This window comes from Nocardia sp. GTS18 (assembly GCF_013839555.1).
GTDB classification, from domain to species: Bacteria; Actinomycetota; Actinomycetes; order Mycobacteriales; family Mycobacteriaceae; genus Nocardia; species Nocardia rosealba.
The window spans coordinates 37,322-63,840 of record NZ_JACBIU010000029.1 but is presented as its reverse complement, the minus strand read 5'-3'; the positions used below and the strand labels follow the sequence as shown (position 1 = coordinate 63,840).

24 protein-coding genes are annotated in these 26,519 nt (G+C 68.7%); 11 read left to right on the top strand and 13 right to left on the bottom strand.

Annotated elements, in window-relative coordinates:
• Positions 1-311: 311 nt before the first annotated feature.
• Positions 312-1,601: an adenylosuccinate synthase gene (locus HYG95_RS20040; RefSeq protein WP_181699942.1), complete on the bottom strand. Its 1,290-nt coding sequence runs from the start codon at positions 1,599-1,601 to the stop codon at positions 312-314.
• 230 nt (positions 1,602-1,831) lie between these two features.
• Here HYG95_RS20040 and HYG95_RS20035 point away from each other — a divergent pair, with 230 nt between their 5' ends.
• Both HYG95_RS20035 and HYG95_RS20030 read left to right on the top strand, forming a co-directional pair.
• Complete coding sequence (locus HYG95_RS20035) at positions 1,832-2,491, top strand: hypothetical protein (RefSeq protein ID WP_225278314.1); 660 nt, start codon at positions 1,832-1,834, stop codon at positions 2,489-2,491.
• Positions 2,488-3,264 carry a site-2 protease family protein gene (locus tag HYG95_RS20030; RefSeq protein ID WP_181699938.1) on the top strand — a complete coding sequence of 259 codons (777 nt, stop codon included), beginning with the start codon at positions 2,488-2,490 and terminating at the stop codon, positions 3,262-3,264. The genes HYG95_RS20035 and HYG95_RS20030 overlap by 4 nt, the downstream gene beginning before the upstream one ends.
• Positions 3,265-3,273: 9 nt before the next feature.
• Here HYG95_RS20030 and HYG95_RS20025 read toward each other — a convergent pair whose 3' ends face one another.
• On the bottom strand, positions 3,274-4,383 hold the full coding sequence (locus HYG95_RS20025; RefSeq protein WP_243749823.1) for an aromatic acid exporter family protein: 1,110 nt from the start codon (positions 4,381-4,383) through the stop codon (positions 3,274-3,276).
• A gap of 75 nt (positions 4,384-4,458) precedes the next feature.
• Positions 4,459-4,893 (bottom strand): DUF3151 domain-containing protein, encoded by a 435-nt coding sequence (locus HYG95_RS20020; protein ID WP_067484401.1) that lies wholly within the window; start codon positions 4,891-4,893, stop codon positions 4,459-4,461.
• Positions 4,894-7,818: 2,925 nt separating this feature from the next.
• Between HYG95_RS20020 and HYG95_RS20015 the strand changes: the two genes are divergently transcribed.
• The 6 genes from HYG95_RS20015 (at position 7,819) to HYG95_RS19990 (ending at position 12,711) form a co-directional block, all read left to right on the top strand.
• A complete protein-coding gene (locus HYG95_RS20015) occupies positions 7,819-8,208 on the top strand; it encodes a hypothetical protein (protein WP_181699936.1) in 390 nt (129 codons plus the stop codon).
• 97 nt (positions 8,209-8,305) lie between these two features.
• On the top strand, positions 8,306-9,358 hold the full coding sequence (locus HYG95_RS20010; protein ID WP_181699933.1) for a fused (3R)-hydroxyacyl-ACP dehydratase subunits HadA/HadB: 1,053 nt from the start codon (positions 8,306-8,308) through the stop codon (positions 9,356-9,358).
• 96 nt (positions 9,359-9,454) lie between these two features.
• Complete coding sequence (locus HYG95_RS20005) at positions 9,455-10,411, top strand: alpha/beta fold hydrolase (protein WP_181699931.1); 957 nt, start codon at positions 9,455-9,457, stop codon at positions 10,409-10,411.
• A gap of 22 nt (positions 10,412-10,433) precedes the next feature.
• Entirely contained in the window at positions 10,434-10,745 is a 312-nt protein-coding gene (locus HYG95_RS20000) for a DUF4190 domain-containing protein (RefSeq protein ID WP_181699928.1), read from the top strand.
• 15 nt (positions 10,746-10,760) lie between these two features.
• Positions 10,761-11,441 (top strand): TrmH family RNA methyltransferase, encoded by a 681-nt coding sequence (locus HYG95_RS19995; RefSeq protein ID WP_370465849.1) that lies wholly within the window; start codon positions 10,761-10,763, stop codon positions 11,439-11,441.
• A gap of 181 nt (positions 11,442-11,622) precedes the next feature.
• Complete coding sequence (locus HYG95_RS19990; protein ID WP_181699953.1) at positions 11,623-12,711, top strand: glycoside hydrolase family 76 protein; 1,089 nt, start codon at positions 11,623-11,625, stop codon at positions 12,709-12,711.
• On the opposite strand, the gene HYG95_RS19985 is transcribed toward HYG95_RS19990, so the two are convergent.
• Both HYG95_RS19985 and HYG95_RS19980 read right to left on the bottom strand, forming a co-directional pair.
• The gene (locus HYG95_RS19985; protein WP_181699926.1) at positions 12,708-13,397 is read right to left on the bottom strand and encodes a DedA family protein; all 690 of its coding nucleotides are present in this window, start codon (positions 13,395-13,397) and stop codon (positions 12,708-12,710) included. The two genes, HYG95_RS19990 and HYG95_RS19985, sit on opposite strands and share 4 nt — an antisense overlap.
• A gap of 5 nt (positions 13,398-13,402) precedes the next feature.
• Complete coding sequence (locus tag HYG95_RS19980) at positions 13,403-14,107, bottom strand: DedA family protein (protein WP_370465850.1); 705 nt, start codon at positions 14,105-14,107, stop codon at positions 13,403-13,405.
• Between the two features lie 172 nt (positions 14,108-14,279).
• On the opposite strand from HYG95_RS19980, the gene fbaA reads away from it, so the two are divergent.
• Both fbaA and HYG95_RS19970 read left to right on the top strand, forming a co-directional pair.
• On the top strand, positions 14,280-15,317 hold the full coding sequence (gene fbaA, locus HYG95_RS19975; protein WP_181699924.1) for a class II fructose-bisphosphate aldolase: 1,038 nt from the start codon (positions 14,280-14,282) through the stop codon (positions 15,315-15,317).
• Positions 15,318-15,348: 31 nt separating this feature from the next.
• Positions 15,349-16,467, top strand: a complete 1,119-nt coding sequence (locus HYG95_RS19970) for a BTAD domain-containing putative transcriptional regulator (RefSeq protein WP_181699922.1) — start codon at positions 15,349-15,351, stop codon at positions 16,465-16,467.
• A 109-nt stretch (positions 16,468-16,576) separates the two neighbouring features.
• Here the strand turns inward: HYG95_RS19970 and HYG95_RS19965 are convergent, their stop codons facing one another.
• From HYG95_RS19965 to clpB, 7 genes are all read right to left on the bottom strand, one after another.
• Entirely contained in the window at positions 16,577-17,287 is a 711-nt protein-coding gene (locus HYG95_RS19965) for a lysoplasmalogenase (RefSeq protein WP_181699920.1), read from the bottom strand.
• Positions 17,288-17,289: 2 nt separating this feature from the next.
• A complete protein-coding gene (locus HYG95_RS19960; protein ID WP_181699918.1) occupies positions 17,290-18,348 on the bottom strand; it encodes a beta-ketoacyl-ACP synthase 3 in 1,059 nt (352 codons plus the stop codon).
• 68 nt (positions 18,349-18,416) lie between these two features.
• Positions 18,417-18,980 carry an orotate phosphoribosyltransferase gene (pyrE, locus tag HYG95_RS19955; RefSeq protein ID WP_181699916.1) on the bottom strand — a complete coding sequence of 188 codons (564 nt, stop codon included), beginning with the start codon at positions 18,978-18,980 and terminating at the stop codon, positions 18,417-18,419.
• Positions 18,981-19,056: 76 nt separating this feature from the next.
• Positions 19,057-19,863 (bottom strand): SDR family oxidoreductase, encoded by an 807-nt coding sequence (locus tag HYG95_RS19950; RefSeq protein WP_067484317.1) that lies wholly within the window; start codon positions 19,861-19,863, stop codon positions 19,057-19,059.
• Positions 19,864-19,911: 48 nt separating this feature from the next.
• Positions 19,912-21,045 carry a hypothetical protein gene (locus tag HYG95_RS19945; protein ID WP_255495561.1) on the bottom strand — a complete coding sequence of 378 codons (1,134 nt, stop codon included), beginning with the start codon at positions 21,043-21,045 and terminating at the stop codon, positions 19,912-19,914.
• Between the two features lie 68 nt (positions 21,046-21,113).
• A complete protein-coding gene (locus tag HYG95_RS19940) occupies positions 21,114-21,905 on the bottom strand; it encodes a DUF5666 domain-containing protein (RefSeq protein ID WP_181699914.1) in 792 nt (263 codons plus the stop codon).
• 61 nt (positions 21,906-21,966) lie between these two features.
• A complete protein-coding gene (gene clpB, locus HYG95_RS19935; RefSeq protein ID WP_181699912.1) occupies positions 21,967-24,540 on the bottom strand; it encodes an ATP-dependent chaperone ClpB in 2,574 nt (857 codons plus the stop codon).
• 183 nt (positions 24,541-24,723) lie between these two features.
• Here clpB and HYG95_RS19930 point away from each other — a divergent pair, with 183 nt between their 5' ends.
• Entirely contained in the window at positions 24,724-25,698 is a 975-nt protein-coding gene (locus HYG95_RS19930) for an NADP-dependent oxidoreductase (RefSeq protein ID WP_181699910.1), read from the top strand.
• 57 nt (positions 25,699-25,755) lie between these two features.
• On the opposite strand, the gene HYG95_RS19925 is transcribed toward HYG95_RS19930, so the two are convergent.
• Positions 25,756-26,514, bottom strand: a complete 759-nt coding sequence (locus tag HYG95_RS19925; protein WP_181699908.1) for an ESX secretion-associated protein EspG — start codon at positions 26,512-26,514, stop codon at positions 25,756-25,758.
• Between the last annotated feature and the right edge of the window lie 5 nt (positions 26,515-26,519).

Sequence of the window (26,519 nt, the reverse complement as noted above, 5' to 3'; positions counted from 1 at the left end):
ATGCTCAAATCGATAGCTGCCCGACATAACCAGCCACCCGGCACCACTCGAGTCCGCCATGACCGCACTCCCAGCCCCGCACGACCCGACCTCGAGGAGGGTCCGCCGCGAAGCGGCGCAGCGGCCCGGCCGCGCGAACAGCGCTCGAAGCGCATGCGCCGCAGGCGCGAGTCTCGAGCGCTGTTCGCGCGGCCCCTCAGGGGCCGCGCTCGAGCGCGCCAGCGCTCCAAAAACACAGCCCAATACCCTGTGGGCGCAAAACAAAAAGGGCCCGGCACCACCGAAGTGGCACCGGACCCTTCACACCGAACTCAAGCCAGCACGTCGTGGCGGACAATCGTCTGGTCACGCCCCGGCCCCACACCGATGCACGAAATCCGAGCACCCGAGAGCTCTTCCAGCCGAAGCACATACGCCTGCGCGTTGGCCGGCAGATCCTCGAACGTGCGGGCGGCGGAGATGTCCTCCCACCAACCCGGCATCTCTTCGTAGATCGGCTTGGCGTGGTGGAACTCGGTCTGCGTGGTCGGCATCTGCTCGACCCGCTCGCCGTCGATCTCGTACGCCACGCAGATCGGCACCGTGTCCAGCCCGGACAGCACGTCCAGCTTGGTGAGGAAGTAGTCGGTGACGCCGTTGACGCGGGTGGCGTACCGGCTGATCACGGCGTCGAACCAACCGCAGCGACGGGCGCGACCGGTGGTGACGCCGACCTCACCGCCGTTCTTGGCGAGGAACTCACCGAAGTTGTCGAACAGTTCGGTCGGGAAGGGGCCCGAGCCGACGCGGGTGGTGTAGCACTTGAGGATGCCGAGCACCGTGTCGATCTTGTTCGGGCCGATGCCCGAACCCACCGCTGCACCGCCCGCGGTCGGGTTCGAGGAGGTGACGAACGGGTATGTGCCGTGGTCGACATCGAGCAGGGTGCCCTGCGAGCCTTCCAGCAGCACAGTCTCGCCCCGCTCGAGCGCCAGGTTCAGCTCGAGGCGGGTGTCGGAGATCCGGTGCTTGAACGACTCGGCCTGCGCGAGCACCTCGTCCACCACCTGCTGCGGGTCGAGCGCGCGGCGGTTGTAGATCTTCACCAGCACCTGGTTCTTGAATTCCAGTGCGGCCTCGACCTTCTGGGTGAGAATCTTCTCGTCCAGCACATCCGCGACGCGCACGCCCACACGGGCGACCTTGTCCTGGTAGCAGGGGCCGATGCCGCGACCGGTGGTGCCGATCTTGCGGTTGCCGAGGAAGCGTTCGGTGACCTTATCGATGGCCACGTGGTACGGCATGATCAGGTGCGCGTCGGCCGAGAGCAGCAGGCCGGTGGTGTCGACACCGCGCTCCTCGAGTCCGGCGAGCTCCTCGAGCAGGACACCCGGATCGACGACGACGCCGTTGCCGATGACGTTCTTCACACCGGGGGTGAGGATGCCGGACGGGATGAGGTGCAGCGCGAACTTGTCACCGTTGGGGAGCACCACCGTATGACCGGCGTTGTTGCCGCCCTGATAACGGACTACCCACTGCAACCGCTCACCGAGCAGATCGGTAGCTTTGCCCTTACCCTCGTCGCCCCACTGGGCGCCGATGAGGACGATAGCCGGCATTTCGGAGTCTCCTACAGATCGACAGCAGCACGCTTGTACTGCAGCTACCTGCCGTACTGAGGCGGTGGCCGGAGACACAGTCTAGCCGACGGCACTCGCGCGCCCTGTCCAGCGCCCCGCCCCGCGCCCGGCGGGCGTGCCATCATCGGTTACGGTTACTTGCCGGCAGGGGGATTGCCGCGCTCATGGGCGACACACCGTCGACCCGACCGAGGAGGGTGTACCGCAGTTTGAGTACCCACGTTCTCCGATGTGGTGACCTGCCGGTCCCGATCGCTCTCGCCTCACTCCCCACCACGCAGACCGAGCGGTTACCCGATGTCGCCGTGATCGACGAGCTGCTGCCGGTGCTGGCCGCCGACAGCCTGCCCCGCCTGATCGTGCTGGGCGACGACGCCGGCCTGGCCTCCGTGCTCACCCATCTGATGCGCACCGAACGGCTGCACGTGGAGATCGGCTATGTGCCGGTCGAAACCACCTATGCCTCGCGGGTCTATCAGACCGGCACCGGCAACGCGGCCGCCAAGACCGCGCTGGAAGGCCGGGCCGTCGAGACGCCGCTGATCCGCGACGACACGGGCACGGTGCTGGTGGGCCGGGCGAGCATCACCGGCGTCGAGGGCGCCAAGCTCGAGGGCGAGGCCTATGTCGACGACACCCTGCTGTTCACCGGCACGGTGACGACCATGCTGATCTCCCCGACGATGGCGATGCCGGGTGTGCGGGCGCGGGTACGCAAGGGCCTGCGCAAACGCCGCTGGGTCGGCGGGCGCGCCGCCCAGCTCGGCACGCCCGGCGCGATCGTGACCCGCGACGGGATCACCGCCGAACGCACCGTCCCCCGGTCGACCTTCTACCGCTTCGAACAACCCTGGCTGCTGGTGCGATGAGTTACTCCTTTCCGAGCACCCGTGGCGCGGTGCGGCCGAGTCCGGTCTTTCTGCTGATCGTGGCCGTCACCGTGCTCGGTGGTGCGCTGGCGTGGGACGCCGACGTGTCATCGGTGCGCGCCAAGGTCGGCGTGTTCGTGCTTGTGGTGTTCGGCTGGATCGTGAGCCTGTGCCTGCACGAATTCGCGCACGCTTATGTGGCGTGGCGAGCCGGTGACCACGATGTGGAGGCGCGTGGTTATCTCACGCTGAATCCACTGAAATACAGCCATCCGGTGTTGTCGATCGTGTTGCCGCTGCTGTTCATCGCGCTCGGCGGAATCGGTCTGCCGGGTGGCGCGGTTTATCTCGACACCACCCGATTCCGTTCGGGCATCCAGCGTTTGGTGAGCGCGGTCGGCCCGTTCTCGAATTTGCTGTGCGCGATCGTGCTGCTGATCGTGATCCGTGCGATGGGGTCGGCCACCGAACACGCCGCCTTCTGGTTCGGACTGAGTTTCCTGGCGTTCCTGCAGCTCACAGCGTTTCTGCTGAACATTCTCCCGGTGCCGGGCCTCGATGGTTACGGGATCGTCGAGCCGTCGCTGAGCTATCAGACGCGGCGCTCGCTCGACCAGTTCAAGCCGTACGGCATGTTGATTCTTTTCGCCGTCATCTTTTTCACCCCGCTCAGCCGGGTGTTCTTCGAGGCCGTGTACTTACTGTTCGATATTTCCGGCATCCCGCGGTATTGGGCGGGCAACGGTAGCCGGTTGACCCGCTTCTGGTACTGACAGTCTGGGTCAGTCCTCCGGCGGGACATACGGATTCGGCACGGTCGGCGGGAGCAGTGCGATCGCGGAGATGCGTTGCATCCCGCACACCACCATCAGGTCGACCACGATCGAACGAATCTGGGCGAACACCACATGCGCTGAAAGGCCCGCGCCCACAACGAGTTCCGGGCGGGCGTTCTTGGCGACGCTGCGCAGGCAGCGGGCCGCCTCGGCCTGGTCGGGTTGCTCGCCCGGGTCGGCGAGCATCATCTTGCGCACCACGTCGGTGGCGCCGCCGAGCTGGCGGAGCAGGTCGATCAGGCGCGGATCGAGCACCTCGTCGTCGCGGACGAGGGTGAGCGAACGGCGCAGCAGCACGCGGGTGTTGCGCACGGCGTTGTCGAGCGGGTCGGCGGTGGCCCGGATGCGGGCGAGGCGTTTTCGCGAATTCCAGTACAGCGGGGAGATGCGGCTGACCTCGCGGCCGCCCTCCAGCGCGGAGCGGAGTCCGTCGATCTGGCTCTGGGTGGCGCGCACGGCGGTGAGCGCGTCGTGCACCTTGTCCGCACTCTGCTCGAGCAGACCGTCGGCGCACTCGGTCATGGATTTGCTCATCACATCCAGCACCTGCGCCGCGTGCTCACGCGCGCGACGAACCGGATGCAGCGGGATGGCGGCCACCATCAACACACCGACGAGGCCACCGACGAGCGCGTCGATCATGCGGGACGGACCCGCGCCCGGAGCCTGGTTCAACGTGGAGACGAGCACGGCCGAACCCGCCGCCTGAATCGTCATGATGGCCCCGGAGTCGAGGAACACCGACACCGCCATCGCACCGCCGACGACCAGCGCCACCTGCCACACACCGGTGCCCACCTGGGCGATGAACAGGTCACCGATACCGATGCCGACCGCGACACCGACGACCAGCTCCACCGAGCGGCGGATCCGTGCGCCGAACGAGATCCCGATCGACACCACGGCCGCGGTCGGGGCGAAGAACGGCTCGATATGGCCGATCACATCGTGGGCGATGAACCAGGCAAGCGCGGCGCCCAGCGCGCACTGGATGATCGGGATCGCCGACAGCCGCAACCGCTCGACCGATTGCCGGAACCGGCCGACGGTACTCACCTTCGCGGCCGCTACGACGGGCGTAGCGACCTCGACGAACGGCCTGTGCTCGCTCACCTGCGAACCGGTGACCGGCTAGTCGAGACCGAGTTCGGTGGCGGCGTTGGGGTCGCAGTCCTCGAGCAGGTCGAGGCAGCGGGCGTATTCCTCGGTCTCCCCGATCACCTGCGCGGCCTTGGCCAGCGCGCCGACGCTGCGCAGGAACCCCTGGTTGGGTTCGTGCGACCACGGCACCGGGCCGAAACCCTTCCAGCCGTTGCGACGCAGCAGGTCGAGGCCGCGGTGGTAGCCGGTGCGGGCGAAGGCGTAGGCGGCGACGGTGTCGTGATCGACCTCGCCGTTGCTGCGCTCGAGCGCCGCCTCGGCGAGCTGGGCCCACGCGATCGACGCGGCCGGATGATCGGCGGCGACCTTCACGGGGTCGGTGCCCGCCGCGATGGCGTCTTCGGCGTCGATCAGTTCAGGGAGGAGGACCGGCTGCGGTCCGAGCAGGTCACCGAAGGAGGTCATGGGTTCATTGTGCACCGCCACGCCCACCCACCCCGCCACGGGTGATCGACGAACTCCCCCGCGCGCCGCGCATTAGGCTGGGCGGGAGTTCAACGTTCGAGCCTGAGCGAGGGGTACTAGGTGTCCGACCCGACCGACGAGAACAACCCAGCAGCCGAGGACCGTGGTCCCGGTGCGGCCGGGACACACCATGACGCCGACCCGTCGCCCGACGAGTCGACCCGCCCGGGTTCCGAAGCCCCGAAATCGGTGCCGCACGCGGTGACCGAGCCGGAGCGCGCGACCGCCGGGACCTCGGAGACTGTTGTCATCCGGCGCAGTGAGCTGCCGGGCGATCAGGGTGCGGGACGTTCTTACGGACCCGGGTTCCGACCTGCCGGTGGGGCTGGTTCGCCGCAGGGTCCTGGTGCGCCGCAGGGTCCGGCCGGGCCGCGGGTGAGTGGTCCGCAGGGGCCCGGTTCTCTGAGTCCCGCCGGTCCGGGAAATCGTCCTCCCCAGGGTGGGAATCCGATGCCGCCGGGAGCGGGCAGCGCGGCGGGCCGTGGTCCGAACAACCCCGGCGCTGCCGGGCGGCCGGTCGATGCGCCGGGGGCGAACGGTCCGGGTAGCGCTCCAGGAGCGAACGGTCCGGGAAACGCTCCAGGAGCGAACGGTCCGGGAAACGCGTCCGGGGCGGCTGGGCGTCCCGTGAACGGGCCCGGAGCTGGATCGGGCGGGCGACCAGCGAGTGGACCCTCGAACGATCGCTCGGGTACACCGGGGTCCGGTGACCCCAGGGCTGCGGGCCGGCGACCGGGGAACGCACCAGGGCCGAACGGGCCCAACGCTTCTGGCGCGCCCCAAGGAGGTCGGCCCGGCCCACAGCAGGGGCCAGGACGTGCGGCGCCGGTCGCGCGGGCAACGAATGGTCCTGCCGCACAGCGTCCTTCGGGTGAACAGGCAGGCGGTCGAGGTCGTCCCGGAGGCGTTGTCGAGAGTCAGCAGAGCTCTGCGGCTGGAGCACCAGCGAACCAGCCTGGACAGGGCGGCCACCCCGGTGGCGGCGAAGGTGATACTCGCGGCGGTAGTGGTGTGGGCGGCGCGGAGCGTGGAGCCGGATCGCAGCAGCGTGGTGACCGGCCGTCGAATGGGCCGGATGCGACCGCCGGACGTGGCAGTGGGCAGGGCCAGGCTGCCGGGCAAGGACGCGAGCCGGGCGGAAAGCAGGGCTCGGCAGCGGCGGCGAGCGGATCGCCGTTGGCAGGGTTGTCGAAGGGACTTCCCGGGGAATCGACTGGCGGCGAAGGCGATTCGCCGGTACAGCCTGATCCCGCAGGCCTCGGTGGGGCCGATGCGCCGACCACCGCGATGCGGATCCCCGGACGCGGACCGTCGACGTCTACCGATCGAGGCGAGCAGGGTGCGGCAGATGTGCCGACCGTCGGGATGGCGCCGGGTGATCGCCCCAACGCCGGGCAGCAGGGCGCGCCCACTGACGCGCGTGGATCCGGACCCGGCACAAGCGATTCGATCGAACCCTCCGGTGCGTCCACCAACCGTGACACTTCCGCAGCAAACAGTGGCGTTTCGGCGGGGAGCCGAGGCGACGCGGAGCGCGTGGACCACTCGGGGGTTGATGAGCAGCGTGGCGAGCAGCGCCCGAACGCGGTCGAACGGGCCGTAGCCGCGGATACTCAAGCGACACAAGATGATTCGCGCGGGGAGCAGACTGCACGCGACATCGAGCGGGCTGGAGCACCCGACGCCCGTGGTGCGCGAGAAGAGTCGCGTGGCAGCAACGATGCGGGGCAGCCTCGACCTGTTGGCTCTGAATCCGCTGTGCGTGAGGGTGATTCGCAGGGCTCGGATGCGACGGAGAAGTTCTCCACGAGTTCCGGGCAGCAGCGCGGGGATGCCCGGGCGCAGGACCAGACGGGTGGGAGCGGCGGCAAAGCTCTCGGCGGTGCGGCTGGGGCTACGGCCGCTGCGGCTGGAGCTGGGGCTGCTGCCGGGGCCGGCGGGTTGTCGAAGAAGGGCGAGAGTTCTTCCGGCACGGGCGAATCCGGGTCGGAGGATCAGACCGTTGCTATGCGCGTGGTCAATCCCGCGGATGCGCCTACCACCACTTTTCCGGTGCAGCGAGGGACGGATCGGGTTGTCGGTGGGCGGGCCGTGACGCCGCCGCCCAGCACGCCGCGCGGTCCTGCGGGGCCAAGGCAGGCAGGGCAGCAGGGAGCGCAGGGGCCCGGTGTCGAGGACGCGCGCCCGTCGGGACCGCAGGGGGGCCGTGGGGCCGGGGCCGAAGACAGACGGCCGTCCGCACCGCAAGGACCCCAGGGGCCGGGCGCTCCCCGCGGACCGCAGGGAGCCGGCGTCGAAGACACACGGCCATCCGCATCCCAAGGGCCGCGCGGACAGCAAGGGCCGCAAGGGCCGCAAGGACCGGGGGCATCTCGCGGACCGCAAGGACCACGGGCCGAAGACGCACGGCCATCGGCACCTCAAGGACCGGGAGTTCCGCGCGGACTGCAAAAAACAGGGGCCGAGGACAGCCGCCCGTCCGCACCCCAGGGTCCGCAAGGGCCAGGAGCTCCTCGCGGACCGCAAGGACCAGGGATCGAGGAGACCCGCCCGTCGGCACCCCAGGGTCCGCAAGGGGCAGGAGCTCCTCGCGGACCGCAGGGACCAGGGGTCGAGGAGACGCGCCCGTCGGCGCAGCATGGTGCGCAAGGGGCGGGTATTGCTCGTGGCCAGGGGCCAGGGGCACCTTCTCCTGCTGACATCCAGCCGACGCGGCCCGCGCACCACCTGGCGGATGGGCAGCGGCAAGTCGCACCTCCGCAGCGGATCGAGCCGGGTCAGCAAGGGGCCGCACCGCAGCAGCAGGCGAACGCCGCAGGGGCGGGTCGTTCGAAGCGGTTGCTGTTGGCGGCGGCGGGTGCAGCGGTGCTCGTCATCGCGTTGATCGTGGGCGTCGTGCTGATGACGACGGGTGACAATTCGCCGGAGGGGCAGGTGCGGGCGGTGATCGGTGAGTACACCGACGCACTGCGCGCCGGTGATCTCGAAACTCTGAGGTCCACCACCTGCGGGCAGCTGCACGACTTCTACCAGGGCATCAGCACCGAGCAGTTCCAGGGCGTGCATCAGCTCTCGACCGAGCAGGGGTCCATTCCGGTGGTCGACAGCGTGGACGCGGTGCGGATCACCGACGACACGGCGCTGGCCGAGGCCACGGTGTACACGGCGGCGGAATCCAAGCGCACCGCACGCACCTTCGACCTGCAGAAGACCGACGGCGGCTGGAAGGTGTGCGACCCCACGGCAGCACCCTGAACCGGCGATGACCCGTCGTAGCGCCGGTCAGAGGTGCTATGACGGGTCACACATAACTGGTATCGGGCACTGTGCACCCAGTATCATTTTTCGGATCATGAGCACGGAACACACAACGTCGCAGCCGGACATCGAAGCTGTGGTCCCGGAGGCGGCGCTGGTGGGCCAGCGCTTCGGATTCCGCGATCACTACGAGGTGGGGCGCGAGAAGATCCGCGAATTCGCCCGGGCGGTGCAGAACACGCACCTCGCGCACCAGAACGAGGTCGACGCCCGCAAGCTCGGCTACGACGCGGTGATCGCACCGCCGACCTTCGCGTCGGTGATCGGGATGAGCGCCACCCGCGCCCTGCTCGACGGGGTACTCACCGAGTACGACCTGTCGCAGGTGCTGCAGACCGACCAGGTGTTCGAGATCTTCCGCCCGATGCTGGCAGGCGACCGGATCCGCACGGAGATCGAGATCGAGTCGATCCGCCAGTTCGCCGACAACGACTTCGTCAATGTCGGCTTCAAGCTGGTGAACCAGCACGACGAGGTGGCGGTGCAGGGGACGACGACCATCGTCGCGCGCCGCGGCGTGGAGGTCGACCCCAATATCGTCGAGGCCGTCGAGAACATCAGCATGCATCCCCGTCCCGGCGACACCGGCATCGCCGACGACCTGCTGATCCGCCGCACCGGCCCCGCTCCCGCCGTGCCGCCGCGCGAGTTCGTGCCCGTGCACACCGGCCCCGGGTTCGAATCGCTGACCAAGGGCATGGAGCTGCCGGTCGCCACCGCGCGCGTCACCCGTGGCGACCTCGCCAACTACGCGGGCGTCTCGGGCGACCCGAACCCGATCCACTTCAGCGACCGCGCCGCCGAACTGGCCGGCCTGCCGACCGTCGTCGCCCACGGCCTGCTCACCATGGGCCTGGCCGCCCAGTACCTCACGGACTGGCTCGGTGACCCGACCGCCATCGAGAAGCTGGCCGTGCGTTTCTCCGGTTTCGTCCCGGTCCCACCGACCGCGGCGGGCGAGATCCAGTTCTCCGGCAAGATCAAGTCGATCGACACCGACCGCCGCGCGGCCACCGTGCTGCTGAGCGGAACCTCGGAGGGCCGCAAGCTCTTCGGCCGCGCCGCCGCGGAAATCCGCCTGACCTGAGGCGAAGCCCTGTGCACCGCGTAGCTGATACGCGGTGTCACATGTCGCTTACCTGCGTGTTGTCGTCCCGCAACACCCCGCGCGCACGCTTCGTTGATGAACGGGAATGTGCGGTTCATCGAGGTGCACGGGTATCGGCGTGCGTACCGGATGGCCGGGACAGGTCCGCCGGTGCTGCTCATCCACGGCATCACCGACAGTTCCGGGACCTGGGCTCCTGTCTTCGACGCGCTCGCCGAGCACTACACCGTCATCGCACCCGACCTGCTCGGGCACGGTGAATCCGCCAAGCCGCGCGCCGACTACGCGGTAGCCGCCTATGCCAACGGCATGCGTGACCTGCTCAGCGTGCTCGGCGTCGAACGGGTCACCGTGGTCGGGCATTCGCTCGGCGGCGGGGTCGCCCTGCAGTTCGCCTACCAGTTCCCGGAGAAGGTCGAGCGGCTCGCGCTGGTGTGCCCGGCCGGCATGGGTGCGGGCGTGCACCCGGCGTTCCGGCTGGCCACGATCGCGGGCGCCGGGCCGGCGCTGATGGCCGTCACCAGCTGGCCGGTGCGTACGGTGGTGCGTGCCGCGATCCCGCTGGTCACGGCGGTCGGCGGGCTCGGTCTCGGACCCGACGCCGAATACGTGCTCCGCCTCTACGGCGGCCTGGCCGAATCGGGCGCCCGCAACGCCTTCCTCCGGACCATCCGCGCGGCAGCCGACCGGCGCGGGCAGACCATCACCATGCTCGATCGCGGCTACCTGGCCGCCCACCTGCCCACCCTGGTCATCGGCGGCACCCGCGACACCGTCATCCCCTCCGGACACGCCACCCGCGCGCATCGTGCATTCCCGGGCAGTCGCATCGAAATCTTCACCGGCGCCGGTCATTTCCCGCACCACTTCGATCCGGACCGCTTCGTGACGCTCATCCGGCAGTTCATCGAGGAAACCGAACCCGCCGTCTACGATCCGCTGCGCTGGCAGCGCACCCTGCGCCGGGGCAGCCCCCTGGTCGCGCTGCCCACCCCCGAGCCGGATCCCCCGATGATGACCGAGCAGGGTTGATGCCCCGGCTACCATGCGGCCTATGAGTTACCCGCTACCGCGGCAGGGCTACTACCGCCCGCCGGACCACCCGGAGTCGACCCTCGTGCTGGTGCTCGGGGTGATCGGGGTGTCGTTCTGCGGTCTCACCGCGCCGTTCGCCTGGCTGAAGGCCAAGTCGGCGCTGGCCGAGATCGACGCGTCCAACGGCACGATCGGCGGCCGTTCGCAGGTGTACGCGGGCTACATCATGGGCATCATCGGTTCCGCGATGCTCGGCATCATGCTGCTGTTCATCGTGCTCGCGGTGGTGCTCATGGTGATCGGTGCGTCGGCGGACACATCGACCTACTGAGCTAGCATCCTGCGGGTGATCGAACCAGAGGCCGACGTCGCGGGACCCACCGAGTGGGGTGAACATCCACACGGTCTCGGCCCGTGGGAGCAGGAGTACGGCACGCCCGCCCCCACTGACGAGCGCTACGACCCGGTGCTGCTCGCCGAAGGCGACCGCCGCAATGTGGTCGACGCCTACCGCTACTGGAGGCGCGAGGCGATCGTCGCCGACATCGACGCCCGCCGCTTCCCCTTCCACGTGGCCATCGAGAACTTCGGCCACGACGCCAATATCGGGACCGTGGTCCGCACCGCCAACGCCTTCGCCGCCGCCGCGGTGCACATCGTCGGCCGGCGCCGCTGGAACCGGCGCGGCGCCATGGTCACCGACCGCTACCAGCACCTGGTCCACCACGCCGACCTGACCGAGCTGCGTGACTACGCCGCCCGCGAAGGACTCACCGTGGTAGCCGTCGACAATGTGCCAGGCTCGGTGCCGCTCGAAACCGCCCAGCTGCCGCGCGAATGCCTCCTGCTGTTCGGCCAGGAGGGACCCGGCGTCAGCGACGACGCGAAAGACGCTGCCGCCCTCACGGTTTCGATCTCCCAGTTCGGTTCGACCCGCAGCATCAACGCGGGTGTCGCGGCAGGTATCGCCATGCACACCTGGATCCGTCAGCACGCCGATCTGTCACTGGCCTGGCCGATCACCTGAACCCCGCGCGTCACATCAGGTCTGCCACGCCACACCGGTCGCCACAGACCACAATTTCCTTGCCCCGCATGCACACCGACCTGGCAACATGGACCCCATGACCTCGCGTGGGGGCCGGCGCCCGCAGCCGACTGATACCGGATCCGTACCGACCCCTGCGCTGTGGTCCGAACGCGCCGACATGGCCGAATCGGCCATCATCTCGCGCCACCTGCGCGCGCTGTGGGGTTGTCCCGGAACGGAATTGGGTGTCGTCGGCTGGCCGGCCACCCGGCGTGAACGCCTGTTCGGCAGCTGGCACTACTGGTGGCAGGCGCACCTGCTCGACTGCGCGATCGACGCCGCGAACCGGGTACCGACACCGGCCCGGCGCAGGCGCATCGCCGCCATCGCGCGCTCGCACCGCATGCGCAACATCACCGGCTGGACCAACCGCTACTACGACGACATGGCCTGGCTGGCCATCGCACTCGAACGCGCCGAACGCACCCAGGAACTCAGCGCGGCGCGTGGCGGTCTGCTCGCCCTGGAACAGCAGCTCTACAGCTCGTGGAACCCGGGGGTCGGCGGCGGCATCCCGTGGCGGGTGCGGTCCGACTTCTACAACGCACCGGCGAACGGCCCCGCGGGCATCGCCCTGCTGCGACTCGGCCAGGTCGAACGCGCCCAGCAGATGGCCGACTGGCTGCACGACACCCTGCGCGACCCGGCGACCGGTCTCGTCCTCGACGGCATCCACCTGCCCTCCGGCGAGATCGAACGACCCACGTTCACCTACTGCCAGGGTGTGGTGCTCGGCCTGGAAGCCGAGCTGGCGGTACACACCGACGACGACCGCCACATCGACCGCACCGTCGACCTGGTCGACGCGGTGGAAGACCACATGACCCACCGACTGGTGATCTCCGGCGGTGGCGGGGGCGACGGCGGCCTGTTCAACGGCATCCTCGCCCGCTACCTGGCCGTCGTCGCGCTGATGCTGCCGGGCGAGGGCAAACGCCCCGAGGCCGCGCGCCGCATCGCCGCGGCCATCGTGAAGACCTCGGCCACCGCAGCCTGGAGCAACCGCCTCGAGGTGGAGGGCGAACCGCTGTTCGGCTACGACTGGAGCAAACCGGCCCGCCTGCCGGGCGGTTCGGCGGGCGCGGGCAAGTTCACCGCGGGTGGTTCGGTGACCGCGTCGGTGGTTCCCGAACGCGATCTGTCGGTGCAGCTGTCGGGCTGGATGCTGATGGAAGCCGCCTACCAGGTGAGCGCCGCGGGCCTCTAGCGCTCGCCGACACCCGCCTCGCACTCGACTTCGTAGTCCTCGGCGGGCTTGGCCATTTCCTGGCGGTAGTGCCGGATGCCGATCACCGTGCCGATGATCAGGCCGACGACCAGGGTGCCGATCACCGCGGGCATCAACCACGACACCCGCTCGAGGAACTCACCCGCGTAATAGCCGATGAGCAGCAGCACCGGCGCCCAGATGATCGCGCCGATGGTGCTGGCGATCGTGTACTTGCGGTGATCCATCCCGGCCGCGCCCGCGACCATCGGGCACAGCGTGCGCACCCACGGGATCCAGCGGGCGATCATCACCGCGAAGAACCCGTGCCGTTCCAGCAGATGCGTCACCTTCGCCAAGTTCTCGGTATTGATGTAGCGGCCGTTCTTGCGCGCGACCACACGATGGCCGGTGCGCTGGCCGACCAGGTATCCCACCTGGTTCCCGGCGATCGCCGCCAGCATGGTGCCGACGGAAAGCCCCCACACCTGCGCTTCGCCGTTGGCGTGGGAGGCGAGCACGATACCCGCGGTGATCAGCATCGAATCGCCGGGCAGGAACAGCCCGATGATGAACGCGCATTCCAGAAACACGAACACCAGCACGACCGTGCAGACCACAGCGGGCCCGGCCGAAACCAGCGGATCGAAGCTGCCGACGGCGTAGGTGGATGGTCCCGCTGTCACGTCGATCAGAGCGTCTTGTTCGTCGAGACGGCCAGTTCGGCAGGCTCGGCGGGCACCACGGGGACAACCGGGACAGCGCGACGCGCGAGCACGACCTTCTTACCGACGGTGATGATGGCGGGCAGGATCGAGACGAACACGATCAGCAGGAAGATCGCTTCCACATGGTCGCGAATGAAGGGCACATTGCCGAGGAAGTAACCGATGATCGTCACACCGCCGCCCCACAGCACGGCGCCGACGATGTCGAACGCCACGTACTTGCGGTAGCTCATCTTCGACACACCGGCGAGCACCGGCATGAACGTGCGGACGATCGGCACGAACCTGGCCAGGATGATCGTCTTGGGGCCGTGCTTCTCGAAGAACTCGTGGGTCTCGACGACGTATTGCTTCTTGAAGAAGCGGCTGTCCTCCTTACGGAAGATCGCGGGCCCGATTTTTCGCCCGATCCAGTACGCGCACTGGTCGCCCGCGAACGCGGTCGCGATCACCAGCGGGACGAGCACCCAGATGTTCGGGCTGCCCTGCGCGGCCAGCATGCCACCGGTGAACAGCAGCGAGTCACCGGGCAGCAACGGGAACAGCAGGCCGGTCTCGATGAAGACAATCGCCAGGATGGCGGGTAGCACCGCGTTCTTCAGCCACGTGTCCTGGAGCAGATACATCGGGTCCAGCAACTGGGTCAACGCGAGGTTGTGCGTCATCACATCGGAAACCGCCAGCAAAGTCACGGGCCCCACAGTACCGGTCGCGGCTGTGAAGTGAATGGGTGTGGGCGAGGAGGTGGAAACCAGCCGGTGAACTCATCGATCACTTCCTAACCTAGGGTGTGGCCTGACAGAATTGGTTTTTTGCTCCCCACAGACGGAGGTCACTGCTGTGCCTATCGCGACTCCGGAGGTCTACGCCGAGATGCTCGGCCGGGCCAAGGCGCACTCGTTCGCATTCCCGGCTATCAACTGCACTTCGTCGGAGACGATCAACGCCGCCATCAAGGGCTTCGCGGAGGCCGGGAGCGACGGCATCATCCAGTTCTCCACCGGCGGCGCCGAGTTCGCTTCGGGCCAGGGCGTGAAGGACATGGTCACCGGCGCGGTGGCGCTGGCCGAGTTCGCGCACGTGGTCGCCGCGAAATACGACGTGACGATCGCGCTGCACACCGACCACTGCCCCAAGGACAAGCTGGACACCTACGTGCGTCCGCTGCTCGCCATCTCCCAGGAGCGCGTGAACAACGGCCTCAACCCGCTGTTCCAGTCGCACATGTGGGACGGCTCGGCCATCCCGATCGACGAGAACCTCGAGATCGCCAAGGAGCTGCTCAAGCTCTCGAAGGCCGCCAACATCATCCTCGAGGTCGAGATCGGCGTCGTCGGCGGTGAAGAGGACGGTGTCGAGGCCGAGATCAACGACAAGCTCTACACCTCGCCCGAGGACTTCGAGAAGACCATCGACGCGCTCGGCGCCGGCGAGAACGGCAAGTACCTGCTCGCCGCCACCTTCGGCAACGTGCACGGTGTGTACAAGCCGGGCAACGTGGTGCTCAAGCCCGAGGTGCTGGCCGAGGGCCAGCGCGTGGCGGCCGCCAAGCTCGGCCTCGACGCCGACGCGCAGCCGTTCGACTTCGTCTTCCACGGCGGTTCGGGCTCGCTGAAGTCCGAGATCGAGGACTCGCTGCGCTACGGCGTGGTGAAGATGAACGTCGACACCGACACCCAGTACGCCTTCACCCGCCCCGTCGCCGGGCACATGTTCACCAACTACGACGGTGTGCTCAAGATCGACGGCGAGGTCGGCAACAAGAAGACCTACGACCCGCGCAGCTACCTGAAGAAGGCCGAGTCCTCGATGGCCGCGCGCGTGCTCGAGGCCTGCAACGACCTCAAGTCGGCCGGTCGCTCCGTCAGCGGTTCCTGAATTCGGTATCGAACAAACGGGGCCCGAGCTCATGAGTCTTGATGTCCGTGTGCTCGGGCCCGTTCGACTGCTCGTCGGCGGTGAGCCGGTAGCGGTCGGCGGGCCCAAGCCGCGCGCGCTGCTTGCCGCGCTCACCGTCAACCGGCGGCGCGCGGTGTCGTCGGCTGTGCTCGCCGAGATGGTGTGGAACGAGGATCCGCCCGACTCGTACGCGGCGAGCCTGCAGGTGTTCGTCTCCAATATCCGCAAGGCGCTGCGCAACGCCGGAATCGACTCCGCACAGGTGCTGCGCACCGAGGGCGCCGGATATCGGCTCGAAATCCCCGACACCGCTTGCGATCTGGGCCGCTTCGAGAACGCACGCGAGGCCGGTTCGCGCTGCCTCGACGCCGGTGACCACCCCGGTGCGGCCAACCTGTTCGGCGCGGCGCTGCGGGAGTGGTCGGGGCGTGCGCTGGCCGACCTGGCCGGTCTGCAGTTCGCCGACGGTTTCGCCACCGCGATGAACGAGGAGCGACTGCTCGCCGCCTCTGCCCGCATCGATGCCGAAATCGCCTGTGGGCGTTCGTCTTCGGTGATCGGCGAGTTGGTCACCATGACCAACGAGAACCCGCTGCGCGAACCGCTGTGGGGTCAGCTCATCACCGCGCTGTACCTGTCTGGTCGTCAGGCCGACGCGCTCGAGGCGTGCCGCCGGGTTCGTTCCGTCCTCGCCGAGGAACTCGGCATCGACCCGGGCGCCGCGCTGATCGAACTCGAGCAGCGCGTCCTTCGCCAGGAACCGTTGAATGTGCAGGCCTTCAAGCGATCCGAGCAGGTCGCCGCCGCGATGACGGAGACCGTCACCGAGGTGCCGCGCTCGATCCGCAACGGCAACCTGCGCTTCGCCGACGGCCGCACCATCCCGATTCCGCACGGCGGCTTGCGAATCGGGCGCATGACCGACAACGAACTGGTCCTCGACGACCCCAAGGCGAGCCGCTACCACGCCCACATCATGCCCAGCCGTGCCGGCCTGCTGATCAAGGATCTGCATTCGGCCAATGGTGTCTATGTGAACGAATTGCCCATCGACAGTGGGGCTTTGCTGGGCGATGGTGACATCATCCGTATCGGTGCGACCGTCCTGACGTTCCTCGCGGTGAGCTGACCGGCGGGTCGGCACGCGTCGACCCGGCCTGAGGGTCGACGCTCGCGTCCTGGTGCACCCATGCCGCCCAGTCGCCGTCGCGGCAGTCAGGGTGCAACTCGAGCCGCGTTCAGCGCACCTTCTGGTCGGCGGCTGTCGCAGCCCGGGTCGGTGGTGCGACGGTGAGGTGGTACTGGGCCGCCGCGTAGGTGGCGAGGATGATGCCTTCGGTGATGCGGCGGGATCTTTCGGACTTCGCGAAGAGGCGGCGCAGGACGATCAGGCCGTCGGAAACGGTGAACAGCAACGCGCCCGAGCCGTAGCGGCTGCGCGGGTCCTCGTTCGGAATGTTCAGTCCGGCAATGTTTTTCGCGTCGGGAGCCAGGGCAGGGTCCGAGGCGAGGGTCGCGGCGGTTCCGAGCGTCGCGCCGTACGCGGTGAGCGGCAGAGCAAGTGCCGGGGCCTTGGCACGGAGCAGCGCGGCCGCGCCCGCCCAGGCGAGCAGACGCGGCACGGCGATCTCGGGACGGGGACGGGCCCCACGCTGCCACCACAGCAGCGAGTATCCCGTTTGCATCACCGCGAACGACGACGCGCCCGCGATGAGGCGGCGGTCGTCGTCCGGGTCGATGAGCAGGACGTCGCCCACGGTGGCGGCGGCCAGTGAGGCGAGCAAGATCCGACGCTCGGCCGGGTCGACAGCGCCACTGGTCACCGCGTCGGCCGCGAGCAGCGGCATCAGCAGCGGCTTGGCCACCCATTGCAGGCGTTCGCGGCCGGTGACGGCACCGAAAACGGTGACCGCCGCCGCCGCGAGATAGCCCGCGCGCAACGGACGCATCGTCAGAAGCTCGGTTCCTTCGGGGCGGGCGGCAAGGTGACGACCTGGCCCGCGTAGCTCAGGCCCGCGCCGAAGCCGAGCAGCAGCGCCAGCTGACCGCCCTTGGCCTTACCGGTCACCAGCATCTCCTCCATCGCCAGCGGGATCGAGGCGGCCGAAGTGTTGCCGGTGTTCTCGATGTCGTTGGCCATCGGGATGTTCTCGGCGAGGCCGAGGTTCTTCTTCATCAGCTCGTTGATGCGGGCATTGGCCTGATGCGGGATGAACACCTCGATGTCCTCCTTGGCCACACCGGAGGCGTCCAGCGCCGCCGACAAGGCGCGCGGCAGGGTGACCGCGGCCCACCGGAAGACCTTGGGGCCCTCCATGTGCAGCGACATGCGGCCGACCGGCTCCACCTCGGGATCGGTGCCCTGCATGGCCTGGGCCTTGTTCATGTAGGCGAGGAAGTCGACGTCCTGGGCGATGGCTTCGGCGTTCTCGCCGTCGCTGCCCCACACCGTGGGCGAGATGCCGTTCTCCTCGGCCGGGCCGACGACGACGGCGCCAGCGCCGTCACCGAAGATCATCGCGGTGCCACGGTCGGTCGGGTCGAGACCGACGGTCATGGTCTCGGCGCCGATCACCAGCACGTATTCGGCCGAACCGGCGCGGATCAGGTCGGCGGCGACGCCGAGGCCGTAGCCGAAGCCGCCGCAGCCGGAGGTGAGGTCGAACGCGGCCACACCGTTGAGGCCGAGGTCGTAGGCCACCGACGGCGCGCCGTGCGGGGTGAGCTTGAGCCAGCTCGAGGTGCACAGCAGGACCGCACCGATCTTGGCGCGGTCGACCGGGCTGTTCTTCAGCGCGCGCTCGCCCGCGGCCGCCGCGATCGAGCGGATGGTCTCGTCGCCGCTGATCCAGCGCCGGTTGTGGATGCCGGTGCGTTCGAAGATCCAGTCGGGCGTCGAGTCGAGAACCTCACACACCTCGGCATTGCTGACGATGCGCTGCGGGCGGTAGGCACCGATCCCGAGCATCGCGACGTTGTCGCGACCTTTGTTAACTGCAATGCTCACCACGGGTGACTCACACGTCCTTCTCACCTGCCGGACGGCTTCGTCGCCGTCCGAGTTTTCCGATGTTCAGGCTAACTCAGAGCCAAGTCGTCGAGACCGAGGATGGACCGGTATTCCAGCCCCTCGGCGGCGATCACCTGGTCAGCACCGGTTTCGCGGTCCACGACGGTGGCCACACCCACCACGATGGCGCCCGCGTCGCGCAGCGCGCGCACGGCGGTGAGCGGCGAATTGCCCGTGGTTGTGGTGTCCTCGACCACCAGCACCCGCTTGCCGACGACGTTGGGGCCCTCGATCTGGCGCTGCATGCCGTGGGCCTTGGCGGCCTTGCGGACGACGAAGGCATCGATCGGGCGACCGGGCGCGTGCATGACGGCCATCGCGACGGGATCGGCGCCCATGGTGAGCCCACCGACGGCGTCGAAGTCCCAGTCGGCGACCAGCTCACGCAGCAGCGACCCGATCAGCGGGGCGGCCTGGTGGTGCAGCGTCGCGCGGCGCAGGTCGACGTAGTATTCGGCCTCCTTGCCCGAGGACAGTGTCACCTTGCCGTGCACGACCGCGAGCTCGCGCACGAGCGCGGCCAACTGGTCGCGATCGGCTTCGGTGAGCGCCTGACGTGCCTGGTCGATCATGCGGTTTCCTTTCGGTCATCTGCGTGGGCCCTGCGCGATTACGCTACGCTGCCGCCGCCGGGGCCCACGCCATGCCCTAGGTCCTGCCGCGTGCGTTGAACAGGCCGCGATTGAGCCGCGTGATGAGGGTGCGCGGAACCATCCCCGCCACCGTGGTGATGACCTTGTACTGCAGGCCGGGAACGCTGATGACCCGGCCCGCTTCCAGGTCGTGCAGGCAGCCGTCGACCACCTGGTCCACCTCGAGCCACAGCGCCTTGGGCAGCGAACTCATCTCGATGCCGGCGCGCTCGTGGAACTCGGTGTGCACGAAGCCGGGGCACAGGGCCTGGATGCGCACACCGGTGCCGGACAGTCCGCCCGCGAGACCTTCGGTGAAGGCGACGACATAGGCCTTCGACGCCGAATAGGTGGATCCGCGGCCGGGCACGAGCCCCGCCACGCTGGCCACATTGACGATCGAACCGGACGCGGCCGCGATCATCGCGGGGAGTGCGGCCCTGGTGAGCTGCACGACCGAGGTGACGTTCACATCGAGCTGGGCCTGCAACTCGGCGGGTTCGAGGGTCCAGAACTCCCCCGAGTGCGCGAAACCGGCGTTGTTGACCAGGAATTGGAGGCCGGCCTCGGCACGTTCGGCGACGCGGGCGCGGTCGTCGTCATCGGCGAGGTCGGCGACGAGGACCTCGGCGGAGGTGGCGTACCGGCGGCCGAGTTCGTCGGCGAGGCCACGCAACCGCACCTCGTTCCTGGCGACAAGCACCAGGTCGTAGCCGAGGGCGGCGAGGCGATGGGCGAAGCCGAGGCCGATGCCGGAGGTGGGGCCGGTGATCAGGGCGACGGGTCGGGACGCACCGGGCAGGCGCGCGGGAATATCGGTCATAGCTGGTCGATTCGGGTCGACGGATGATGCCGTGTCACGGCATCGGGATCACTTCGGGACGGGGCCCTGGTAGGGGCGGAAGCCGGGGTGGAAGGGGCCGCCGGGCTGGTCGGACTCGTCGTCGGCACGCTGCTCGTCCGCGCGCGGACGCGGGTCTTCCGCGCGCGGACGCGGTGGCTCCACACGCGGGCGCGGTTCCGGGACGACGGCGAGCGACGGGCGCTTCGGCGGTTCGCCGAGCGGACGGCGGCCGGGTGCGGGCTGGTCCTCGAAATCCGGGTCGTCGAGGTCGGGATCGAAATCCGGGTCGGCCGCGAAGGCGGGTTTGCGCGGCGGCAGGCGGTCGTAGTCGTCCTCGGGTGCCTGGGCGGGGCGCGCGGGGAACAGCGGTTCGGCGGCGCGGCCGTAGTGGTCGTCGACATCGGTTTCGTCGTCGGGACCGGGGAAGCGGGCGCGGCCGTCGGTATCGGGCACGCGGGCGGCCGGAGCGTAGTCGTCGTCGTACTCGTCGCGGAACCCGTCGGGCGAGGGTTCACCGATTCCCGAACGGGGACGGGTGTATTCGTTCGGCTCGGCCACCGGCGGCAGCACGTGCAGCAGACCCGACAGGCGAAGCACGGCGTCGATCGCGGTCTCCCAGTCCTTGGACCCGCTGCCGACCGGGAGCATGCCGAGGGTCCAGTTGCCCTCGCTCCACAGCATCTGCACGGTATCGGACAGGGATTCGATGAAGCCGACCATCCGCTGGTCGACGGCGTGCCGGGCGATCTCGGGGTCGGTGGCGAACACGACCCGGTCGCCGATGGCGCCGAGCAGTTCCAGATCGTGGTCCTTGGGCGGCGACGCGGTCTTGAGCCGCATGTCGACGTCGATCTCGGACCCGATCTGGCGGCGCACGGCCACCAGCGTGGCGGCGTCTTCCAGGTCGAAGAGCACGAACTTCTCGCCCTTGCGGATGCCGGAGACCACGTCGACCGCGGACAGGTACCCGAGCTTGGTCAGCGCGCCGCGCCGCCACGTCGAGGCGAGGGCGGGCTCCACCGACACATAGGTATAGCCCTGGGACTTCGCCCACACCTGGCGGGCGTGTCCGGTGCGCTGTCGCTGGACCCGATCGAAATACAGCAGTACGACCGCACCAACGAGTGCGATCGCCGCCAAGCCGAACCACATAGCCGTCATCGTCGCCTAGCCTATCCAGCCGTCGCCGTGATTGCCCGGTAGCACCGGGGATTCGACGCGCGGGTCGCTCATCGGGGGCCGCTCGGGAGCGCCGTGCTGATGATGATCTTGGCGCGGATCGACCCGTCTGGGTTCTTGTCGCCCTGCACCATAACCATGTCACCCACCGGAAGTTCGCTCGCCTTGGTGGTGCTCAGCGAGATCACCTGCGTGGCCTCGTCGATCAGCACCCGCACACTCGACCCGCCGAGGGTGCTCATGGTGATCTCGGAGCCGGTGTTGGCGGTGATGCTGCCCATGGTGGCGCCGAGGTCTTCGGTGCCGCCGAGGCCGGGTAAGCCGGGCAGGCCGCTCGCGTTCGGCGGCGCGGTCGGGGTGGTCTGTCTGGTCGGTGGTTGCAGGGTCTGGGTGGTGGGTGGTGCGGCGGCGGTGTCGTCGTCGGAACCGCCGCCACCGGTGAGCATCAGACCGGCCAGGATGCCGCCGAAGGCGATGAGCGCCACGACGGCCAGGCCGAGCGCGATCCACAGGCCGGTGTGCTTCTTCGGCGGTTCCTGGTCGCCGTCCTGTGGTCGCGGTGGATATTCGGGCTGCTGCGGCGGCCCGTAGCCCGGCGGCGGGGCGGGCGGATATCCCTGCCCGTAGGCCGGTTGGGGTGCGGGTTGCTCTGCGGGATAACCACTTTCATACGGTCCCCATTGAGCGTCGTGCGGCGGTAACGCCTGGGTGGGGTTCGACGGTTGGCCCCACTCGTCGAACCCACCGCCGTACGGCCGTGTGGTTTCGTTCCCTGGCGAACCCAGCCGTTCCGTCGGCGAATCCTCCGGGCGTTGTCCCCACGGATCGTTCGGATTCGTCATGTCCCCAGCGTAGGTCAGCCCGGCGCGTAGAGAGGGTCCTACGCACCGGGCTGTGGATAAATCATGAACTGTGGACAACTTCGCGGCCGACGACCAGCTTGTCGGCGGCGTCGTCCACACTCACCGACACCGTGTCGCCATCGGTGACCGTGCCGGAGAGCAGTTCCTTGGCCAGGCTGTCGCCGATGGCCTGCTGGATCAGCCTGCGCAGCGGGCGCGCGCCGTAGGCGGGGTCGTAACCGCGCACCGCGAGCCACTGCTTGGCCTCCTCGGTGACATCGAGGGTGAGCCTGCGCTGTGACAACCGCTTCTGCAGCTGACGCAGGTTGATGTCGACGATCGACTCCAGCTGTTTCGCGTCGAGCGCGTGGAACATCACCACGTCGTCGAGCCGGTTGAGGAACTCCGGCTTGAACGCTCGGCGCACCGCGTCCATCACCTGGTCCTTGGTGCCACCGGCGCCCAGGTTGGAGGTGAGGATGAGGATGGTGTTGCGGAAATCGACCGTACGGCCCTGGCTGTCGGTGAGCCTGCCCTCGTCGAGCACCTGCAGCAGGATGTCGAACACGTCCGGGTGTGCCTTCTCGATCTCGTCGAACAGCACCACCGAATACGGCCGCCTGCGCACCGCTTCGGTGAGCTGACCGCCCTGGTCGTAGCCGACGTAACCGGGAGGCGCACCGACCAGGCGAGCCACCGAGTGCTTCTCGCTGTACTCGCTCATATCGATGCGGACCATGGCGCGTTCGTCGGCGAACAGGAATTCCGCCAGCGACTTGGCCAGCTCGGTCTTACCGACACCGGTCGGCCCGACGAACATGAACGAGCCCGTCGGCCGGTTCGGGTCGGCCACCCCGGCACGCGAGCGGCGCACGGCGTCGGACACCGCCTGCACGGCCTCTTCCTGGCCGACGACACGCCCGGCGACCTCGGTCTCCATCCGCAGCAGTTTCGCGGTTTCGCCTTCGAGCATCCGCCCCACCGGCACACCGGTCCACGAGGACACCACATCGGCGATGTCGTCCGGGGTGACCTCCTCGTTGAGCATCACCTCACCGCTCGCGGCCGCACCGCTGGCCTCTTCGGCCGCGGCCAGCTGCTTCTCCAGCGCCGGGATGCGGCCGTAGCGCAGCTCGGCGGCCTTGCCGAGATCGCCGTCGCGTTCGGCACGTTCGGATTCGCCGCGCAGGCGCTCGAGCTCCTCCTTGAGCCCGCGCACCGAGTCGATGGCGTTCTTCTCGTTCTGCCAGCGGGTGGTGAGCTGGTTGAGCTTCTCGCGGTCGTCGGCCAGTTCCTGGCGCAGTTTCTCCAGGCGCTGCTTGGACGCCTCGTCGGTCTCCTTCTCGAGCGCGACCTCCTCGATCTCGAGTCGGCGCACCGCGCGCTCCACCTCGTCGATTTCGACCGGGCGCGAGTCGATTTCCATCCGCAGCCGCGACGCCGACTCGTCGATCAGGTCGATCGCCTTGTCCGGCAGGAAGCGGGAGGTGATGTAGCGGTCCGACAGCGTCGCGGCCGCCACCAGCGCGGAGTCGGTGATCCGCACGCCGTGGTGCACCTCGTAGCGTTCCTTGATGCCGCGCAGGATGCCGATGGTGTCGGCCACCGTCGGCTCGCCGACCAGCACCTGCTGGAACCGACGTTCCAGCGCGGCGTCCTTCTCGATGTACTTGCGGTACTCGTCGAGCGTCGTGGCGCCGACCAGGCGCAGCTCACCGCGCGCGAGCAGCGGTTTGATCATGTTGCCCGCGTCCATCGACGAGTCGCCGGTGCTGCCCGCGCCGACGATGGTGTGCAGTTCGTCGATGAAGGTGATGATCTCGCCCGCGCTGTTCTTGATGTCGTCGAGCACGGCCTTGAGCCGCTCCTCGAACTCGCCGCGATACTTCGCGCCCGCGACCATCGCGCCGAGGTCGAGGGAGACGACCTTCTTGCCGCGCAACGACTCCGGCACGTCACCGTCGACGATGCGCTTGGCGAGGCCCTCGACGATGGCGGTCTTGCCGACGCCCGGTTCGCCGATGAGCACCGGGTTGTTCTTGGTGCGCCGCGACAGTACCTGCACCACACGGCGGATCTCGGTGTCGCGCCCGATCACCGGGTCGAGCTTGCCGGTGCGGGCGGCCTCGGTGAGGTCGGTGGAGTACTTCTCGAGTGCCTGGTAGGAGGCTTCGGGGTCGGGATTGGTGACCCGCGCGCTGCCGCGCACCGTGGTGAAGGCATCACGCAACGCTTCGGGAGTGGCGCCGTGTCTGCGCAGCAGCTCGGCCACCTCGCCGCTGCCGTCGGCCAGGCCGACCAGCAGGTTCTCGGTCGAGACGTATTCGTCGCCGAGTTCGGTGGCCAGCCTTTGCGCGGCGGTGATCGCGGCCAGCGCCTCACGGCCGAGCTGCGGTGTGGTCGTGGCGCCGGTGGCGCGCGGCAGCCGGTCGACGATGTCGCCCGCTTCCCGTTCGACGGTCGCGGGGTCGACACCGATGGCCTTGAGCAGCGGGGCGGCGATGCCATCGGTCTGATCCAGCAACGCCACCAGCAAGTGCGCCGGACGGATCTCCGGGTTGCCCGCCGCCGACGCGGCCTGCAGGGCGGCCGTCAGGGCCGCCTGGGTCTTGGTGGTGGGATTGAACGAGTCCACTGGTCTCCTCGGGGTAATTCCGGTATCGACTTGTTCAACGTCGGCAAAGTTGAGTCTGTTCCGCTCAACTTAATCTTTTTCTCGCCGGTTCGCCACGCCGCCTCACGCTACGCCGCATGTCGGAGCCCCCTCAGCCTAGGATTGCGGTGCCTGGATCACCCCCGATACGAGGAGTTGTCGACCATGCGCGCCATCGTGGTTCACAAGTTCGGTGCCACTCCCGAACTCGCCGATATGCCGGTGCCCGAACCCGGTCCGGGTGAAGTGCAGGTCGCCTTGGACGCCGCGGGGGTCAACCCGTTCGACCTGAAGATGGCCGACGGGCTGCTCGAAGGAAAAATGCCGACCGACTTCCCGATGATCCTCGGCGTGGACGGCGCGGGCACCGTGTCGGCGGTCGGATCGGGCGTCACCTCGTTCGCCGTGGGCGACAAGGTGGTCGGCAAATTCCTGACCGCCCCCGCCGGCCACGGCAGCTGGGCCCAGTACGCGACGGTTCCCGAGGACGCCACGCTGGTGAAGATCCCCGACGGCATCACCACGGTCGCCGCCGCCGCCCTGCCCATCGCCGGGCTCACCGCCCAGGACCTGGTCGACGCCGCCCACATCCAGCCCGGCCAGACCGTGCTGATCGTCGGCGCCACCGGCGGTGTCGGTTCCTTTCTGGTGCAGCTGGCCAATATCGCCGGCGCCCACGTGATCGCGACCGCCCGCGCCGACGCCACCGACCAGGTCGCCCGCCTCGGCGCCGCCGAAACCGTCGATTACACCCAGGTCCGCACCGACCCGCACGACCCCTCCACCCAGGTCGACTCGAACATCGTCGACGCCGTGCGCTTCACCCACCCCGACGGCATCGACGTCTTGTTCGACCTGGTCAGCACCGCACCGGCCTTCGCCGACCACGCCACCCTCGTTCGCCGCGGCGGCCACGCCTACTCCACCGTCTGGGCCGCCGACGAACAGGCACTCACCGAGAGCGGCATCACCGGCGGCAACTTCGAATCCAAAGGGCGCGGTCCGGAACTGAGCCGTTTGCTCGGGCGCGTGGCGGCAGGCGATGTGGTGGTCCCGGTCCAGATGACGGTGCCGCTGGAAGCCGCACCCGCCGTACTCGGCGCGGGGAGTGCACGCGGAAAGACCGTGCTGGCCATCTGATCCACCCGCCTCGAGCTGCCGGGGCTGCAGCCGACCTCGACCGGGCGCCCTCGACGATCAGGCCGGGCGGTAGGTGCCGGTGCGGGCTTTGGTGGCGGTGGATTCGAGGATGGTGGTGAGGGTTTTGTGGATTCGAGTGGGGGTGGTGGGTTTTACGGTGAAGGTGGTTTCGCCGTAGAAGACGTAGCGGCCGTCGCCGGGGAGGTCGTGGAGCTGGAAGTCGTCGCGGCCTTCGGTGTGGCGGTTGTCGACGCTGGCGTGGGCGTAGACGCCGATGTGGGTGAGAGTGTCGGTGGGTTTGGCGAGGAAGGTTTCCAGTTGTTCTCGGGGGGTGGGGTTCCAGCGGTCGCGGGTGTGCGGGCGGGGGGCCGCGAGTTCGGCTGCGGTGACGCGGAATTCGCGGCCGCGGCCGGGTGAGACTTTGGGGAGGGTGGAGAGGACGGCGGCGGCCAGGGCGTTGGGGGTCATCAAGTGCAAGGTGATGTCGCCGGGGTTGCGGGTGTCGCCGGGGGCCTGCACGGCGAGGGAGGCGTAGGTGTCGCGGGTGCCGCCGTGGGCGCGGATGGTTCGCACGCCGCGCGACGCACCCGCCACCTCGACGCGGGCGTGCGGTGCGAGCAGGGCGGCCATGGCGCGGTCGAGGTCGGAGTCGAATTCGGCCATCAGGTTCTCGGCGGCCTTGCGACGCAGGCGCAGGACCTCGGCGTAGGTCTCGACGTCGGTGTACTGGTGATGTAAGGGGTACGGGAGGACGTCGCGCCCCGCGGCTTCCCACAGGGTGCGGAAGTCGAGGGCGGTGAGATGCCAGGTGCGCACGGGAA